This is a genomic window from Gottfriedia acidiceleris (genome assembly GCF_002128425.1).
GTDB classification, from domain to species: domain Bacteria; phylum Bacillota; class Bacilli; order Bacillales; family Bacillaceae_G; genus Gottfriedia; species Gottfriedia acidiceleris.
The window spans coordinates 78,250-95,153 of record NZ_NESS01000001.1 but is presented as its reverse complement, the minus strand read 5'-3'; the positions used below and the strand labels follow the sequence as shown (position 1 = coordinate 95,153).

Genomic DNA, 16,904 nt, shown 5'->3' with positions numbered 1-16,904 from the left:
TAATTTCTATACTACGAACGTAAAATGTAGGAGAAATGTCGGAAAGTGGGGGAAATGACTTTGAAATTAAAACGCGCATTGACCCAGAAATTAGCGAAAAAAATTCATAACTTTTTATTCCTTGGAAAAATTGTTACAGAAAGAGTAGTGGATCAAGAGAAGCAGAGCTTACTTTATTATGAAGATGAAGATCATATTCGTTTTTATGTAGAGTGCTTATCGCCAATTCCATCAAAATTAAAAGCTAGTTTTTCAACTCAAGATGTTTTGTTTGTAGGAACAACTGCAAATAAAAATAATGAAAGTAAAATAAAACCACTAATTAAAAGTAAGAAAAAAGATGACATAATTGCAGGATTAAAAAAGATTTTTGATTCTAAATTAGTTATGTTTCGTCTTGAATATGCCAATGAAATAGTTACAGTAGATCTAGTTGAGTTTTTTGATGGGAAAAGAGACTCTTCCTACCATCTACTGCCTGTCATTGAACTTCGGGGGGAAGGAAAGCGCGAAGAGGTCGAAAACCGATTAATAAAAGGTTCTTTGCCAATTCATCTACCAAAATATTTTAATGACTTTGATCAACCGGAATTTGTCTTTTATGAAAATAGACTATATGGCAATTTGTTTTTAAAATCGATGATGAATGATATTAGTTACTTAGAAAAACAAAATGAAGTTACATTTCAAGATTATGATGAAGATGAACTTAAAAACTCCTTCATTCATTTAAATCATTTAATCTATTTTATTCCCGAAAAACAGTGGGAAGAGTTGTGTAAAAACTTTAAAAAAGAATGCAAAGAACTAATTTATACGCAAGAATTTACCGAGAAACAGGCTTTTCCAATTGAATGGAGTAATGATACTGAAAATGCATTTATTGAACGATTTTACCAAAATTGTTTGCAGCAAGGCTTGTTATACGAAAAAAAAGATATTATTAATTTTCATATATGTTGTAAATTCCAGGCTCTAACAATTTTAGGTGGTGTAAGTGGTACTGGGAAATCTCAATTAGCACGTATATATGGCGAAACGTTAGGACTTGAATTTGGAAAAGAGCTTTTATTTGTTCCAATCTCACCGTCTTATCGAGAGCATTATGATTTATTAGGTTATTTAAATCCGACTACTGGTATTTATATAGACTCTGAGACGGGATTAACGAAATTACTTATAGAGGCTGAACAATTTCCACACAGGATGTATATGGTCATATTTGATGAAATGAATCTTTCTCAAATTGAACATTGGTTTAGTAAATTTCTATCAATTTTAGAAATGCCTCAGGATAAGAGAGTCATTACCTTATTCCATGATCATAATGTAGTCATTAATCAATATTATAAGCCCAAAGTAAGAATAGGAAATAACATTATATTTGTTGGAACAGTTAACTTTGATGAAACATCAAGTGAGTTTTCTTTAAGATTGTTAGATCGTGTAAATATTATCTCACTTAGATCAACGTCTTTCGTAAATTATGCAGAAAAGATGAATAACGAAAATATTTATGAAACTGTACCACAAATTTATATTAATGCTGAAAACTATAGTAATTGGACAAAGAAAACGATAAGTGCATCTGAGCTTACAAGTGATGAATTAAAGTTTTTTGATGAGTTTAATAATATAGTTGAACAATCACTCAGTGAACGAATAATCTCTCCGCGTATGATTAAAGATTTATCAAATTATTTAGCTAACATACCTATTCTTCCTTCTCATATTCAATTCGAACGCAAAGAAGCAATCGATCTCTTTGTTAAGCAACGCGTATTAACTAAAGTTAGAGGATTATTTGCTAATCTAGAAGAATTAATTGGCACAGGTGAAGGGAACGAACAAGAAGGGCTACTAAATATGGTCATGAAATCTAATTTAGGAAGGTCAATTTCTGATTTTGAGTATTCTATTAAAGAATTGAAAAAGAAAAGAAAGCAGCTGGAGATTGATGGATATGTCAACTAATAATAGTCCAGAAGTTTTTGAGCCGCTTTATCTACCATTTACGATTGCAATACTTGTCGGTACTAGAGGAAAAGAGGAAAAAATATCCCTTGATGCACTTACAATGAACCCAAAAGAGGCTTACTTATTTGCCTATGAAATACAGGAACTAAAACGATTTTTATTTCAAGTCGATGGTGAGTTTGATGGTAAAATTACTTTCATTTGGAATAATCTTTATCATTTTCAACAAGAAAACCTAGATGATCAGCAGTTTATTTTTACATCTGAAAATCGAAAAATATTAATATACGAACATGGTAAAACTGAGAATGCGTATCCATGGAGATGCGGATATTATGAATTTTGTATTATTTATCAAGAACAGCACTTTTACGGGATGATTAAAATAGTACCGAAAAATTTAGATTATGATCAATTAGAGTGGATGCATTCAACTTTGCATCAACAAATAAACGGAATAATGAATGACTCCCAATACTTTAAAAAATCTTCTGCTTCATTTACTCAAAATGGAACAATGTATTTTTGGCCAATTATTCGATTTATCGAGGCAAATGAAGAGAGACTACTAGTTGCAATTCAACAATTTATTAGTAAATTAAAGCGGAAACAAAAAAAGGAATATGAACTAAAAAGGCAAGTGAAAAAATTAGATTTTAATACGATTAGATGGACCTTATTGCATCCTGCCATATCCAATGCAACAAATTTAACGATGCAACCGGTTGTTCAAGAAGAGAATTATATAGATGAGATAAAATATGCTAAAAATAAAGTTCGTAAATTTCTACTTACAATTGAAACTTTATTAACCTTTGTAAAATATGAATTAGTAAAAGACAAAGATAAAATGGAGCAAATTGATTTTCAAGTGAAGGATATTGAAAAAATGATGCAGAATGTTGTAGGGAATGGCTCAATTACTGATCGAGAAAAAGCTAAATATAGACAATCAAAAATGTTAAAAGAGATGGAATTAGAAAAATTAACTAAAAGTGTTTCAGAAAAAGAACGCATTACGAATTCCTTGGAAAAACTTTATGAAGTTTATTTTAGAGAATATACGATTGGGATTTTTCGTATAGCGACGGATGATACTTCAAAATATCCAACTAGTCCATCGAAAGTATTTTTAAATTTTATCCATTCCTTAAGCTTATTTGATAAAAAAGTAAAGGAATATGGAAAAAAACAAATGCTTTTACCTGTATATAAGCCAACTTTTTTACTATATGAATACTTTGTCTTTTTCTCATTATGTGATATTTTCTTAAAGTTAAAATTCAAAAATGATTCCGAACCATTAGCCGAACAGATTTTAATGCATATAAAAGACGATGAGTTAATGGATGGAGCATTTGTGTCCCTTGAAAATAAAGGCTGGATAATTAATTTAGTTTATAACGAAATTATCGAAGGAAGTCCGCAAGTATCACTGTTAAAAGGAACCAATTTTTTTAGTGGTGAAGAATCTAAAAAACCAGATATAAGATTAGACTTTTATCGTAAAAAAAATAAAGAATATGTTGCGTCGATCATTTTTGAAATTAAATATAGTCCAATGTTTAATATCTATCAACCAGTAGGCAATACAAAGGCAATGGAACAAATGTATAAATACTGGGGACTAAAGTATGTTGAACGTGTTAACGGTAAAATGACATATGTCCGAAAACCGATCAATGAAGTGATTTGCTTATATCCGGGTAGTAATGTTCATCGTAAAGTTTTGGAAGCGGGTTGTGGTACTTATATTCAGTTTTATCCTAAGAAAAAAGGCGAGGATTTTTATGAATTAGTTGGTGAAAGAGAGTTAGTAGATATCATAAACAGAACATTTGAAGAACTTAAATAATCCAAACTTGAACATTTCTATTGTATTTGAAACTAAATATAGAAAATCAATTAATCAAAATGTATATGCCCTTTACCAATCGAAGGCATTGGGCATAATTTTTAAAATAGGATGTTCTTTGACAGTTTGATACATTGTTTTTATTATAAATTACGAAATAATATTTCGATTAAAACCATACATTATCGTATTAATCTATACTACAAAACTAATTATGAGATAATTTTGATTTCATAAATTATACATAATTAGATATGTAAGCGTTGCCAAAAGCTAAAATTTACCATACAATAGAGCCATATATAAACAGCCAATTAAATATTTTTTTAACAAAATAACTAAATAGATTTAAAGAGACAATATTAAAATTTGGTATAAACGTTGTTTTATAGACGTAAGATAAGAATATTTATATAGGAATTTTAGGGGTGAGTGAGAGTGTTTCGTGTTATTCATACAAAAGAAGAGAATAATTTATTTAACGAGCTTTGGGGAGATTTTTGTGAAGAAAACGAAATACCTTTCTTAGTAAGAAGTAATGAAGTTACTCGTTATGGAATTTGTAATTCGGATAAAAAGTTAATTGGTACCCTCGAGTTTAGTAAATACAATATTGAAAATGAGGATAAAAACAAATATTATTATAATTTTTCCGAAAACAAATATATAAAATATATTCAAAATGAAAAAATCTATGAAATTGGTAAATTATTAATTACAAGGGAAAATAGAGGTAAAGGATTTTTTAAACAAATTTTACTAGCGTGCTATGATCATGCCAATAATACTAACGCAGATTGGTATATTGGTACAATAAATAAAAGACTATATATGTTTGCTAGAAGTGCAGGGTTTAAAATTTTACCGATTGATGAATATTTTGAAATAAGTGATGATATCATTGCTGTACCATTTTTATTGGATATTAAGCATGCTATAAAACTATTAAAATATTCAAATGAATTTAAAGAAATATTAATGTATTATGATAAATAATTGCGAAAAACTCAGGGATAATCCTGAGTTTTTCATTTTGCATACTATTCTTGTTCAAGAATACCTGCTGCTTGATTCGTTTGATTATAAGCTGTTTGACAAGCTTGAAGCGCTTGTTCGATTTTTTCATGATTTTGTGGTTTTTCAACGGTTTCTAATGCAGATTGAAGACATTCAATTGCTTGTTTAAGTTCAGTAGTTGCATCCTGAGTATATTGACGCGCATTTTTTTGCATAGAAATTCCTCCCTTCATACAAATTTATTTTTAACCAACAATCATTTAAGTATGTAAAAAACGTAGAAGAAAATTCTTCTACGTTTCAAAGAATGAGCAAAGTCCAAAAACTTGATTTTCAGACCCCGCCGAATATAGATAAAATTGCAAAACGTTTTTTTGGTTTAAATGTAATGATCTTTTTCTGATCTTCTAAATCCGCTTTTAATAAAGTCACTTGTTCATTTAATTGTTCTACTTGATTTTCAAGTTTAACAACTACTTTTTTTAAATCTTCAATTTCACATCGATGTTCCAAAATTTGAACTGAAACGACTTCATTTGCTTTTGTTTCAACTTTTTCTTCAAGTTTTATTAATTTTTGAGTTAATTCTCTTATTATGTCAATGTTCTCTGTCTCATTTTGTTTTGGTTCAACCGTTTGCAGAGAAGCTTCATAAATTTCTTTAATTTGCTCGACTTGTTCTTCTGTAAATAAATATCCATTATGAGTTTTCTCAACTTTTAAATTTCCTTTTTTTGAAAATAATAATACTTTTTTATTTGTTAATTGAAGTTGTTCTGCCACTTGAGAAGTTGTATACATATAGCTATTCCTCCTCCAAATAATTTATATATTAAAAATTCTTTATTAAACTTCACATTCCTTTGAGGTTGACAAAACTAGTGTTGACTCGGCAAAAGTTCTTATAATACCTCGAATAAATATGTTCTAACCATTCAAAATGGCTGAAAATGTAAACTTTATTACTTTTGTATTGCTTTTTATCGAAATGCGGTTTTTTAGAATATTATTAGCAAAATATTCTACAAATTTTAGAATATAAAGTTGATTTATAGAATATAATGCAAGACACTTATCGGAGAAGGAAATTAGGAATAATGTAAAGAATGGTAATAAGAGAAGAAGGCATAATGTGGTTAGAAAGGTCTTCGTTAAAACAATGATCCTTTCTATTTTTATTAAAATGCCTAAATAAAAAAATTTTGATAACAAATTCTTTAACTGAATATACTAAGATAAGCCAATATAAAAATAATAATTATGAAGATGGCCTTCACTTCCAATTGGAGGGATGACTCAATTGTTCGGAATTGGTACGAAGTTATTATTAGTTGTTGTTTTAATTGCATTTACTGCCTTTTTTGTTGCTTCAGAATTTGCAATCGTAAAAATTAGAAGTACTAGAATTGATCAATTAATTGGTGAGGGAAATAAAAAAGCAAGAGCTGTAAAAAGGGTAATAACACATCTTGATGAATATCTTTCAGCTTGTCAACTTGGTATTACAGTAACGAGTTTAGGTTTAGGGTGGTTAGGTGAGCCAACTGTAGATGCCCTACTGCATCCATTACTTGACGATTTGCAATTGCCAACTGCAGTAAGTGGCACAATCTCTTTTTTACTTGCTTTTGGTATTATTACATTTATCCATGTTGTAGTTGGTGAATTAGCACCTAAAACGATTGCTATTCAAAAGGCTGAGCAAATTACATTATCGTTTGCACCACCTTTAATACTTTTTTACAAAATTACATATCCGTTCATTTGGTTGTTTAATAATTCAGCAAGGATGGTCCTAAAAATATTTGGACTTCCTCCTGCTTCAGAACATGAAGTTGCGCATTCAGAGGAGGAATTAAGAATTCTACTTTCTGAAAGCTATAAGAGTGGTGAAATAAATCAATCTGAATTTAAGTATGTAAACAATATATTTGATTTCAATATGCGAGTAGCAAAAGAAATAATGGTACCTAGAACAGAAATGGTTGCAATTGACTTGAGTGAACCTTTTCATGAGAATATTCATTTTATGAGTACAGAAAAATATACTCGTTTTCCTGTTGTAGATGGAGATAAAGACCATGTCGTTGGATTAATAAATTTTAAAGATGTTTTTACTGATTTTGTTCTTCACAAAGGGGAGGCAGAGGTAAAAACACTTGAACAATATATTAGACCAATCATTCAAGTTATTGAATCAATATCTGTTCATGATTTACTTGTTAAAATGCAAAGAGAACATATACATATGTCGATTTTAGTTGATGAATACGGAGGTACATCTGGCTTAGTAACAGTTGAAGATATTTTAGAAGAAATTGTTGGAGAAATACGAGATGAGTTTGATGTTGATGAAAAAGAGGACATAAGTAAAGTAAACGAAAATAAATTCGTCATTGCAGGTAAAGTTTTAATTAGTGAAATTAATGATGTTTTTAGCTTAGACATTGATGATACAGATGTTGATACGATTGGTGGATGGATTTTAACTGAAAATTTTGATGTGCAAGAGGGAGATTCGATTAAATATCAAAATTGTTCATTTAAAGTACTTAAGTTAGACGGACATTATATTAAATCGATTGAATTAACACGTGAAACTGTAAAAAAACCTGAAAGCCAAGAAGAAAGCGCAACTTAAATTGTAAAACAATTAAGCTGCGCTTTTATCAATATATTTAGGAATTTCACATACCGTATAAATTAAAAATTTGTTGATTTATAAAGTTCATCTTTAATAAATATTTCATTTTTATCAACTGCGTTATTATGCGTAACGACAAGTCCGATCGGCGTAGGGACTGGTAAATTATTGACAAGTGAAAATGGAATATTTTTTTTCTTTGCCATTAAAATATATTTCGAAATTGCATTATAGGGAAGTGTACCATTTAATAATAAAGTAACATTTTTCTTATTTATTGATTGTTCAACGATCGGATAAATCGTATTCGCCATTACTTGACTTGTAGTTAATGCAATTTCAACTCTTTCACGAATTGTTCCTAAAAAAATGTTTCGTTCTTCAATTTTTATTTGTTTTTCACCATAGATACCTTTAATTAAATAATCTTCCACCTTATTTCCAGCCATAGAAATACCTACTTTCAGTTTATTAATTTAATTGTATCTAACTTTATTCTATTCTACACACCATATTATTGACATTTTTGCATACTTTTAGTTTATTAATAATTAGATAAGTGGTAATCGTAAAAGTTCAGTTGCTCCACTGAAATGAAAGAAATATTCATAAACTTAATTTACAACTTAATCAGAATATTGTAAAAAATATTACTTTGTCGTAATAAATTCGACAAATTTTTATTTTTTTACTTAACGAATATTTAAAAATTTGTTACTATTTAATTAATAGATTTTTTATTGGAGGTGTTCCTTATTGATATGTCAATAGAGAGTAGGTATAGCACTTTCATACAGGAAAGTATGCCTACATTAGTAAAGAATTGGGTCGCTCAAGCGGTAATTAGCGATAATGATCCATTTAAATCCGAGATTATCATTAATGGAACTAAATTGATTGACTTTACGTTATTATTTATTGAAGGTAAAATTAATGAGGATCAAGTCAAAGAATTGGCACATAAAATTGCCCTTGAGCGTGCTAAAGCAAGTGCTAACATCGGAGATTTTGTATATAACTCAAATATAGCTAGAAGTGAACTCTTTAAACATTTGTCTGAATTTGAAGAAAGTATTAGCTTACTTCAGCCACTTATCAATAAAATTAACTACGTATTTGACCAGTTTATTTATTTTACAGCAAAACATTATTCTTATATCATTACACAAGATATCGAAGCAAAGAAACAATTCATTGACGAGACTCACAAAGAGAGACTTACTATTCTAGGACAAATGTCTGCTAGTTTTGTTCATGAATTTAGAAATCCACTTACTTCAATTATTGGTTTTGTAAAATTACTTAAAGGTGATCATCCACAATTGAAGTATTTAGACATCATAGATCATGAATTGCATCAATTAAACTTTAGAATAGATCAATTTCTTCATGTCTCGAAAAAGGATCATGACCAAATGGTGGAATCCTTTTTAATTAATGATTTATTTAAAGAAATTACCGAATTCTTATATCCAAGTATTGTAAATTCGAATGTAATTTTACAAGAAGGAATTTCACAAGATATATACATACCGGGTTTCAGAAATGAACTTCGTCAAGTTTTACTTAATATATTAATGAATTCAATCGATGCCTTGGCAGAAAACGATGGTCAAAAAACAATTCATTATCAAGTTTCAGATCTAGAGGAGATGATTGAAATTCAAATAAGAAATAATGGACCTAAAATTAGTGAAGAAAGCATACGGACAATTTTTGAACCATTTGTTACGACAAAAAATCATGGTACTGGAATTGGCTTATTTGTATGTAAACAAATAATTGAAAAACACGATGGTAAAATTGAATGTTTTTCTGATGATGAATGGACAGCATTTTACATAAAATTGCCAAAAGAGGCATAAAAAAACTCGGATCATCTGTCCGAGTTTTTTATTTTATATAAAAGATAAGAAGTTAGTGAACAGTCTAAAATAATGTAATAACTTCAAATTTGGGGTTCTCTTCAACACACCCTACTGAAATTAAATCATATACTATATTTTCTTCAAATTTTGATCTATAGAGGGGAAATAAAATCATTTTCGTACCTGTTAATCGTATTTCTAAATTAACTGTCATAGGCGAAATAGGCAGATATTCTGAGGCTTTCCGGTACGGGACGTTTGGAAAAACAACATCACCTTCACCAGACTTCACAGCGAAATCAAGATTTGGTGAATTAGGGGATAAATTAATAAAGCGAATTTTAGATTCTCCTCTAGGTAAAGAATTATTATCCATATATGAAAACAGCGAGATTTGGTCTAAATAATTACCAATAGCAAACGTATAATTTTGCTCAGCAAGTAAAGTTATTTGTTCAGAATAAATTGGTTTTGATAGATCATTTGTTTTAAAAATCTCAACAAGATGTACCCCTGAAGGTAAAGTTAAATATTGAGTTGATTCTTTATAAGTTAAACTGGAAATAAATTTAGTTCGATTAAGGTAAATAGTTAAGCTTATTTTTTTAGGTAAAACATTTATGAGTCTTATAAAAGCTAAATTTTGCTTTTTTATTTTATCCTGTTTATAACTTAATGGTGAATCATTATTTTTTATAAGCCTTTGGAACGAATCAAATTGCTTATAATAAAGATGAAAATCGTCCTTTTTATTTGAATGGGATGAAAATTGATTAAGATTTTGTACCTCGTTGTTCAAACTACATACCTCCCATGAATACCATCCTACAATTCCATTTAAAATAGTATTCATTAAAGAGAAAATTATGAATTATTTTATATTTAAAACTCTTAAAATAGTTATTGCTTTTTAGTCTTAAAATTTAATAGAATACGTTTAATATAGTTTTTTACAATTAAATATTAGCTAATTAAGTTCATTCACTTTAAGTAAAGTGGTTCTTAATACGCTCGTATAATTTTGGAAATTAACGGTCCAAAAGTATCTACCAAGCTGCCGATATAGTTTGACTACGAGAGAAATGCCTTTGCATAATCTCTCCTAAATTTTTAGGAGGAAACAAACATGAACTTACACGAAATGAAAACATCAACTAAAGCTGAAAAGGCTGACTATTTAATTATAAATGGAAAAATAATAAATGTTTTTACGAAAGAAATAATAGAAGACTCGATTGCAATTACAAATGGAGTAATAGTCGGAATAGGTGATTATGAAGCTAATGTAATAATAGAGGCTGAAGGAAAATATATATCACCAAGCTTTATTGATTCCCACGTTCATATCGAATCATCGATGGTTTTACCTAGTGAATACGCAAGAACTGTGCTACCACATGGAGTAACAACGGTTATTTGCGATCCACATGAAATCGCAAATGTTTCTGGGGTGGATGGAATAAAAATGATGTTAGACGCATCAGATAATATTCCGTTAGACGTTAGAGTAATGTTGCCGTCCTGTGTACCTGCAACTTCATTAGAACGTGGAGGAGCCATACTATATGCAGAACATCTAGAGCCATTTATGACTCATCCAAGAGTACTAGGATTAGCAGAAGTGATGGATTATCCTGCTGTTATGTCAATGGAAAAACAAATGATTGATAAATTAAAATTAGCTCATGCTTATCAAAAGCCAATCGATGGTCATTTAGCTGGACTAACTAAAAATGAAATAAACACATATTCCTATGCAGGAATTTCAACTGATCATGAATGTACAAATGTCAGGGAAGTAATGGAAAGACTTAGAGCCGGGTTATATGTTGCATTTAGAGAAGGGTCTGCTGCAAGAAATCTAAAGGATTTATTACCAGCAGTAAATGAACAAAATGCAGGGCGTATTATGTATTGCACAGACGACAAACATTTAGACGATATCATAAAAGAGGGTACGATTGATTTTTGTATTCGAACAGCAATCGAAAATGGAATTCACCCAGTGACTGCCTATTCAATGGCAACATTAAATCCAGCAACATGCTATGGATTAAAGCGAAAAGGTGCAATTGCTCCTGGCTATGAAGCAAACTTAGTCTTTTTAAATAACTTAGAATCAGTAGATGTTACAGACGTATGGTGTAAAAACGAGTTTATCGTTAAAAACAAAAAAATTAGTAAAATAATCAAAAATGAAGAGCCGACTTTGATTGATTCAAAAGTAAGCTTAGGAGATCTAAAGATTGAAGATCTTGAATTAAAAACATTCTCTAAAACGCTAGGCAATATTATAGAAATTAATCCAAATAGTATTGTTACAAATCATTTAATTGAAAAAATATCAAATGAAAATAATTATTTTGTTCCAAATGTAGCCGAAAACTTATGTAAAATAGCAGTAATAGATCGCTACCATTCTGAAAAAGAGATTGGTCTAGGAATTGTTAAAGGTTTAAATTTAATTGATGGAGCAATCGCTACAACCATTGCTCATGATTCACATCAATTAATCGTTGCCGGTATGAATGATGCTGATATGTATCTTGCAATTAAAACAATTGAAGAAATGAATGGTGGAATAGTAGTCGTATCTTCTGGAAAAGTAATGGCCAAATTATCATTACCAATTGGTGGATTGATGAGTAATAAATCTTCAGAAGAAGTAGAGGCTGGTTTGCATCAAATTGAAAAAACATTACTACAAATTAGGCCAGACAATACATTTAACGCATTTTTAACTTTATCGTTTCTAGCACTACCAGTTATACCAAGTATAAAAATTACTACCAAAGGGTTATTTAATGTAAATGAATTTAAATTTATTCCAGTTTTTCTTAGTGAATAAATGAAATAAGTAAAGACTCCTAGTTTACTTAGGAGTCTTTTTTTGTTAATTATATAGTCGGTATAGGTAAATAACTCATAAACCGCTTATGAGTTAGTAAAATACATAATTCAGCCATTTTATTAACTCATGAACCTCTTATGAGTAAGTAAATTACATAATGTAGCTATTTTAGTAACTCATGACCTCCATTATAAGTATGTAACTAAGTAAGTCGTATTAAAAACTAAAAAAATGACTCAAGTTAATTATTGAGTGGTTTTAATTTTGTTAAATGAATCTGATCAATACAGAATCAATGAAAAATACTGCAAAATAAATTCGAAATAAGGGCAGAATATAAAAATATATTCTAAAGGAGTGATTATGTTGGAAGATAAAATTGATTTTTCAGAAAAAATACATATAGGTGAATTAATTGCAGTTTCTAATGTTTACGGTTTAACTCCATATACACTTCTTTTAGAACTTGAAAAAGGTAATATTGAAATATTCCTTTCGATAGACGAATTTAACGCAAAATACAGTGACACAACAGATCTTGATTGGTGTCAATTAAATAATGGTAAAGTTTTTTCTAAAAAGATTGAAGAGTAATTTAGCTGAATTAAATACAGAAATAGATTTACAATGAAATAAAAAGTATATTGTTTTTAGCATTACTTTAAAAGGTACATACTACTTCAATGGATTCATGTTCAACAATCCAACGACTAAACAAAGTGGTAAATATATATAAGAGGAAAGAGAAGTAATTGGTGAAACAAGATTAAAATACAAACAGCATATCTCATATAATACAGCATTATGGAATACTTAATATTGACTTTAACTTCTTTTATTCAAAACGATCTCTCCGAACATGGCCAATTGATCATTATTTAAACTATCTCTATCTATATTTGGTAGTACAACTGATATTAGAAAATTAACTTCGCTGTTTAGCCTATTAATCTCTTCTAGCAAATGAATTTGTATTCCTTTCATTTCGTTGATTACCTCAAGATATAAATCATCTTTATTACAATTCAATTCAATATTTTTACTACTCATATTAAACACCTCCAAAGAAAATTATTCGTTGCAAATGCTTCAATATCCTTTATGTATACTGCTTTTTTAAAATCAATTCAAGTAAAAAAAAACTCAGCCAATAATTAGTGATTTTGGCATGAGTATAATTACTTATTTCATACAACTAATTCATTCCCCGATATTATCCTCAAACCACTCCTGGAGCTCTTTTAATGACGTAAAAGAGAAGATTTCTTCTCCGTTTTGACCATTATCAATACCGGTGTTTCCTCTTAATGTAATTTGTCCTTCTTCTCCAGAAATTAAGATCGCATAAGGGTGGTTTATGTTTATATATCTGGCATCTAAATCATTATCAATCCAATTCTTACTATTCAAAAATGCTTCGAAATGATCCATTACTATTCCTCCTGTCGGTGATATTGTTCCAATTATTAACAAAAAATAGACCTAAAAAGGATTGTGGAAGAAATTGGATTAACGGTAACAATGAAATAATCTTCATGGAAATGAAGAGAAGAGAATGAAAATGGCTCACTAAGTTCGAGAACTTTTATAAGTTTGCTTAATCAGGGGAAATTCCAATAATTTCCGTATATTTAGTAAAAATTTGAAAATTATAGTAAAGGTAAATGTTTACATAATGGGGGAGACTTAATTGATTCGTAATAAACATAAATTGCTTCAAAGGTTCAAGTCAAAAATCAATGACGAAAAGATCGACAAGCATGATCCCCTTTCTGATAGTTACGGTCAAAATATTGAAGCCTTCCATTTAATCTATGATAATTGCTCTGACGTAATTTTTCGTTCATTCTTACTTTTTGGAAAAACAAAAGCTACGATTATTTATATCGAAGGTTTATCAGATGTAGAAGGAATTGAGAATTTTGTTTTAATACCACTTATGGAAAAAACATCAAGCGTAAATCGAACGGTAAATGATTTATTTGAGGAAAAAATACCAGTTTCTAAAGTGAAAAAAGTTCATTCATTTCAGGAGTGTATTGAGTCGATTTCAGCAGGAAACCCTGTTCTTTTATTTGAAGGAGTAAGTGTAGGGTTTTCTTTAGGGCTTGCTAAGTGGGAAAAACGATCGATTGAAGAACCGACAGCAGAGGTAGGAATTAAAGGTCCCAGAGAGGGATTTAATGAATCTTTAGAGATTAGTAAATCTCAACTACGCCGTATTATTAAAAGTCCTTCTCTTAAAATGCAATCGTTGAAAATTGGGAGATATACGAATACGACAGTAGTAATTGCCTATATTGAAGGAATTGCAGATCAATCGTTAATAAATGAGATTACTAATCGATTAAGTGGCATTGAAGTTGATGGAATTTTGGAAAGTGAATATATTGAAGAAATGATTGAAGATAACCCTTTTTCTCCTTTTCCTCAGATTCTGTCCACAGAGCGTCCGGACGTAGTTTGCTCTAATTTACTCGAGGGTAGGGCAGCAATTTTAGTTGAAGGAACGCCATTTTGTTTAATAGCTCCTATATCTTTTTTTTCGCTGATTCAGTCTCACGAAGATTATTATCAACGTTTTATTGTTAGTTCGGCTATTCGTTGGCTACGCTATTTATTTCTTGGAATTTCACTTTTGCTTCCTTCATTTTATGTAGCGATTATGACTTTCCATCAAGAAATGGTTCCAACTAATTTGTTACTTAGTATGGCTGCCTCACGAGAGCCAATACCTTTTCCATCCATCGTAGAGGTTCTGATAATGGAAGTTTCATTTGAAGCACTTCGAGAAGCGGGGGTTCGATTGCCTAAACAGATAGGTGCAGCTGTAAGTATCGTGGGAGCGCTAGTTATTGGTCAAGCTGCTGTCCAGGCAGGATTGGTTTCATCACCAATGGTTATTGTAGTAGCGATTACTGGAATCGCTTCATTTATGTTACCTCGTTATATTGCAGGAATTGCAATTCGTTTACTCCGCTTTCCCATGATTTTGCTTGCTGGTTCATTAGGGCTAGTTGGAATTATGTTGGGAATCATCTTGATCGTAATTCATTTATGTAGTTTACGTTCATTTGGAGTACCATATTTATCTCCACTTGCACCGCTAAAAGCCAAAGAAATTAAGGATGTTTTATGGAGATCACCATTATGGATGATGGATACTCGTCCTCACCTAACTGGTAAGACCAATTTATATCGCCAATCTGAAGGACAATCACCAAATTTAGACAAAGGAAACGAAAAAGAGTGAAAAATTTTAAAGTAAGAAAAAAGAAAAATCGTACAATGAAACGTTTACTCTGTTTGATTTCCTTATGTGGAATGATTCTATTGTTAAGTGGTTGTTGGGATCGATTGGAAATTAATGATTTAGCAATCGTCACTGCCGCTGCGATTGATCAAATAGACGAGAATACAATTGAACTTTCAATCCAAGTAATTATACCGAAAGATTTAAGCTCTGGTAATGGACAAGCAGGAGCAAATCAGCAAGCATCGCTTACATTGGTTAGATCTCAAAAAGGAAAAAATATTGCCGACGCAATCTCAAAGCTCCAAGCTAAATTACCTAGAAAAATATTTTGGGGACAATGCGAAGTATATATTTTTAGTGAACAATTAGCAAAAAAAGGGGTAGAGGAGCAAATGGATTTTTTACTCCGACATCCTCAACCAAGAGAACGAGCCTATTTATTCGTAAGCAAAGGAGATCCAAAGAAAATACTCGAAGTGTCTACACCTTTAGAGCGCTATTCAGCAGAAACGATAATGGGACTTTCTGAATTCCGTTTTTCAATGCTTGTTACTTTGCAGTCTTTTGAAGAGATGTTAACAGGAAAAGCTAAGACAGCTGCAATTCCGTTGCTTGATTTGATAACAATTCCTCAGGATGATGAGAAAATACAATCGAATAAACTACCAGTCATTATTGGTACCGTAGTTTTAAATAAGGATAAAATGATCGGTCAGCTTACTGAAAGAGAAACAAGAGGAGTATTGTTGCTAAGAAATGAACAGAAAGAATTTACTGTTACCTTAGAATCTTCTGATATGAAAGGGAATGTATCATTATATCCAGTTGTGCTTCATACAAAGCTTGTTCCAGAAATTAAACATAATAAATGGAAAATGATCGTAAAAGTAGAGGCAAATGGAGCGATCGCGCAAAATGGAACGAATTTAGATTATTCTAATGCATTATTTAAAAAGAAACTAGAAAAAGTTTTTCAAGATAAAATCAAAGAAAGTATCGAACAATCTCTTCAGAAAACACAACAAAATCTAAAGTCAGATATTATTGGTTTCGCAGAGGAGTATCATCGAGAATATCCGAACGAGTGGAAAAAAGTCGAAAATCACTGGGAAGAAAAGTTTCCAAAAGTAACAGTAAAAATTGATGTCGATGCCAACATTCGCAGACAAGGTTATATAAATAAACCAGGAGCAATACCTGAGAAAGAGGTTAGTAAAGAATGAAGTGGGGTGCTTTTATTGGTACAACAGTAGTTGTATCGCTAATTTTCTTTTTCGAATGGACAAGAATGAAACAATCTCCTAAAAAAGATAAGATTGGGTTTATTTTGTTACTTTTTATAGGATGGATTTTTTCTTTGTTTAATCTACAACAATTAGATGGACCCATTACATGGGTTGAATCCATTTTTAAACCTTTTGAAAAATATTTGTAAC

At 30.3% G+C, this 16,904-nt stretch carries 16 protein-coding genes and 1 riboswitch; of the genes, 10 read left to right on the top strand and 6 right to left on the bottom strand.

Annotated features, from left to right (window positions below):
• Positions 1-60: 60 nt before the first annotated feature.
• From B6K90_RS00460 to B6K90_RS00450, 3 genes are all read left to right on the top strand, one after another.
• The gene (locus tag B6K90_RS00460; protein ID WP_088010593.1) at positions 61-1,974 is read left to right on the top strand and encodes a hypothetical protein; all 1,914 of its coding nucleotides are present in this window, start codon (positions 61-63) and stop codon (positions 1,972-1,974) included.
• Complete coding sequence (locus B6K90_RS00455; protein ID WP_088010592.1) at positions 1,964-3,832, top strand: hypothetical protein; 1,869 nt, start codon at positions 1,964-1,966, stop codon at positions 3,830-3,832. Before B6K90_RS00460 ends, B6K90_RS00455 begins: the two co-directional genes overlap by 11 nt.
• 438 nt (positions 3,833-4,270) lie before the next feature.
• On the top strand, positions 4,271-4,828 hold the full coding sequence (locus B6K90_RS00450; protein WP_088010591.1) for a hypothetical protein: 558 nt from the start codon (positions 4,271-4,273) through the stop codon (positions 4,826-4,828).
• 44 nt (positions 4,829-4,872) lie between these two features.
• Here B6K90_RS00450 and B6K90_RS00445 read toward each other — a convergent pair whose 3' ends face one another.
• Both B6K90_RS00445 and B6K90_RS00440 read right to left on the bottom strand, forming a co-directional pair.
• Positions 4,873-5,064, bottom strand: a complete 192-nt coding sequence (locus tag B6K90_RS00445; protein ID WP_088010590.1) for a hypothetical protein — start codon at positions 5,062-5,064, stop codon at positions 4,873-4,875.
• Between the two features lie 118 nt (positions 5,065-5,182).
• Positions 5,183-5,650 (bottom strand): MerR family transcriptional regulator, encoded by a 468-nt coding sequence (locus B6K90_RS00440; protein WP_088010589.1) that lies wholly within the window; start codon positions 5,648-5,650, stop codon positions 5,183-5,185.
• 490 nt (positions 5,651-6,140) lie between these two features.
• On the opposite strand from B6K90_RS00440, the gene B6K90_RS00435 reads away from it, so the two are divergent.
• Complete coding sequence (locus B6K90_RS00435; protein ID WP_088010588.1) at positions 6,141-7,490, top strand: hemolysin family protein; 1,350 nt, start codon at positions 6,141-6,143, stop codon at positions 7,488-7,490.
• Between the two features lie 62 nt (positions 7,491-7,552).
• Here B6K90_RS00435 and B6K90_RS00430 read toward each other — a convergent pair whose 3' ends face one another.
• A complete protein-coding gene (locus B6K90_RS00430; RefSeq protein WP_088010587.1) occupies positions 7,553-7,942 on the bottom strand; it encodes a YueI family protein in 390 nt (129 codons plus the stop codon).
• 312 nt (positions 7,943-8,254) lie between these two features.
• Between B6K90_RS00430 and B6K90_RS00425 the strand changes: the two genes are divergently transcribed.
• Entirely contained in the window at positions 8,255-9,358 is a 1,104-nt protein-coding gene (locus B6K90_RS00425) for a histidine kinase N-terminal domain-containing protein (RefSeq protein ID WP_088010586.1), read from the top strand.
• A gap of 64 nt (positions 9,359-9,422) precedes the next feature.
• Here the strand turns inward: B6K90_RS00425 and B6K90_RS00420 are convergent, their stop codons facing one another.
• Positions 9,423-10,160, bottom strand: a complete 738-nt coding sequence (locus B6K90_RS00420) for a DUF4397 domain-containing protein (protein WP_167555232.1) — start codon at positions 10,158-10,160, stop codon at positions 9,423-9,425.
• A gap of 192 nt (positions 10,161-10,352) precedes the next feature.
• Positions 10,353-10,455: riboswitch (purine riboswitch) on the top strand.
• Positions 10,456-10,487: 32 nt separating this feature from the next.
• On the opposite strand from B6K90_RS00420, the gene ade reads away from it, so the two are divergent.
• Together ade and B6K90_RS00410 are read left to right on the top strand one after the other, a co-directional pair.
• Positions 10,488-12,209, top strand: coding sequence for an adenine deaminase (ade, locus tag B6K90_RS00415; protein ID WP_088010584.1), 1,722 nt, complete (start codon positions 10,488-10,490; stop codon positions 12,207-12,209).
• A gap of 366 nt (positions 12,210-12,575) precedes the next feature.
• Positions 12,576-12,806 (top strand): hypothetical protein, encoded by a 231-nt coding sequence (locus B6K90_RS00410; RefSeq protein WP_088010583.1) that lies wholly within the window; start codon positions 12,576-12,578, stop codon positions 12,804-12,806.
• Between the two features lie 231 nt (positions 12,807-13,037).
• Here the strand turns inward: B6K90_RS00410 and B6K90_RS00405 are convergent, their stop codons facing one another.
• A complete protein-coding gene (locus tag B6K90_RS00405; RefSeq protein ID WP_088010582.1) occupies positions 13,038-13,262 on the bottom strand; it encodes a hypothetical protein in 225 nt (74 codons plus the stop codon).
• Positions 13,263-13,412: 150 nt separating this feature from the next.
• Complete coding sequence (locus tag B6K90_RS00400) at positions 13,413-13,643, bottom strand: hypothetical protein (RefSeq protein ID WP_088010581.1); 231 nt, start codon at positions 13,641-13,643, stop codon at positions 13,413-13,415.
• A 319-nt stretch (positions 13,644-13,962) separates the two neighbouring features.
• On the opposite strand from B6K90_RS00400, the gene B6K90_RS00395 reads away from it, so the two are divergent.
• Genes B6K90_RS00395 through B6K90_RS00385 form a run of 3 tightly spaced genes read left to right on the top strand, consistent with a single transcriptional unit; the run spans position 13,963 to position 16,903 of the window.
• Positions 13,963-15,465 (top strand): spore germination protein, encoded by a 1,503-nt coding sequence (locus B6K90_RS00395; RefSeq protein WP_235821694.1) that lies wholly within the window; start codon positions 13,963-13,965, stop codon positions 15,463-15,465.
• Positions 15,462-16,691, top strand: a complete 1,230-nt coding sequence (locus B6K90_RS00390; RefSeq protein ID WP_088010579.1) for a Ger(x)C family spore germination protein — start codon at positions 15,462-15,464, stop codon at positions 16,689-16,691. The genes B6K90_RS00395 and B6K90_RS00390 overlap by 4 nt, the downstream gene beginning before the upstream one ends.
• The gene (locus B6K90_RS00385; protein WP_088010578.1) at positions 16,688-16,903 is read left to right on the top strand and encodes a hypothetical protein; all 216 of its coding nucleotides are present in this window, start codon (positions 16,688-16,690) and stop codon (positions 16,901-16,903) included. Before B6K90_RS00390 ends, B6K90_RS00385 begins: the two co-directional genes overlap by 4 nt.
• Position 16,904: the final 1 nt, after the last annotated feature.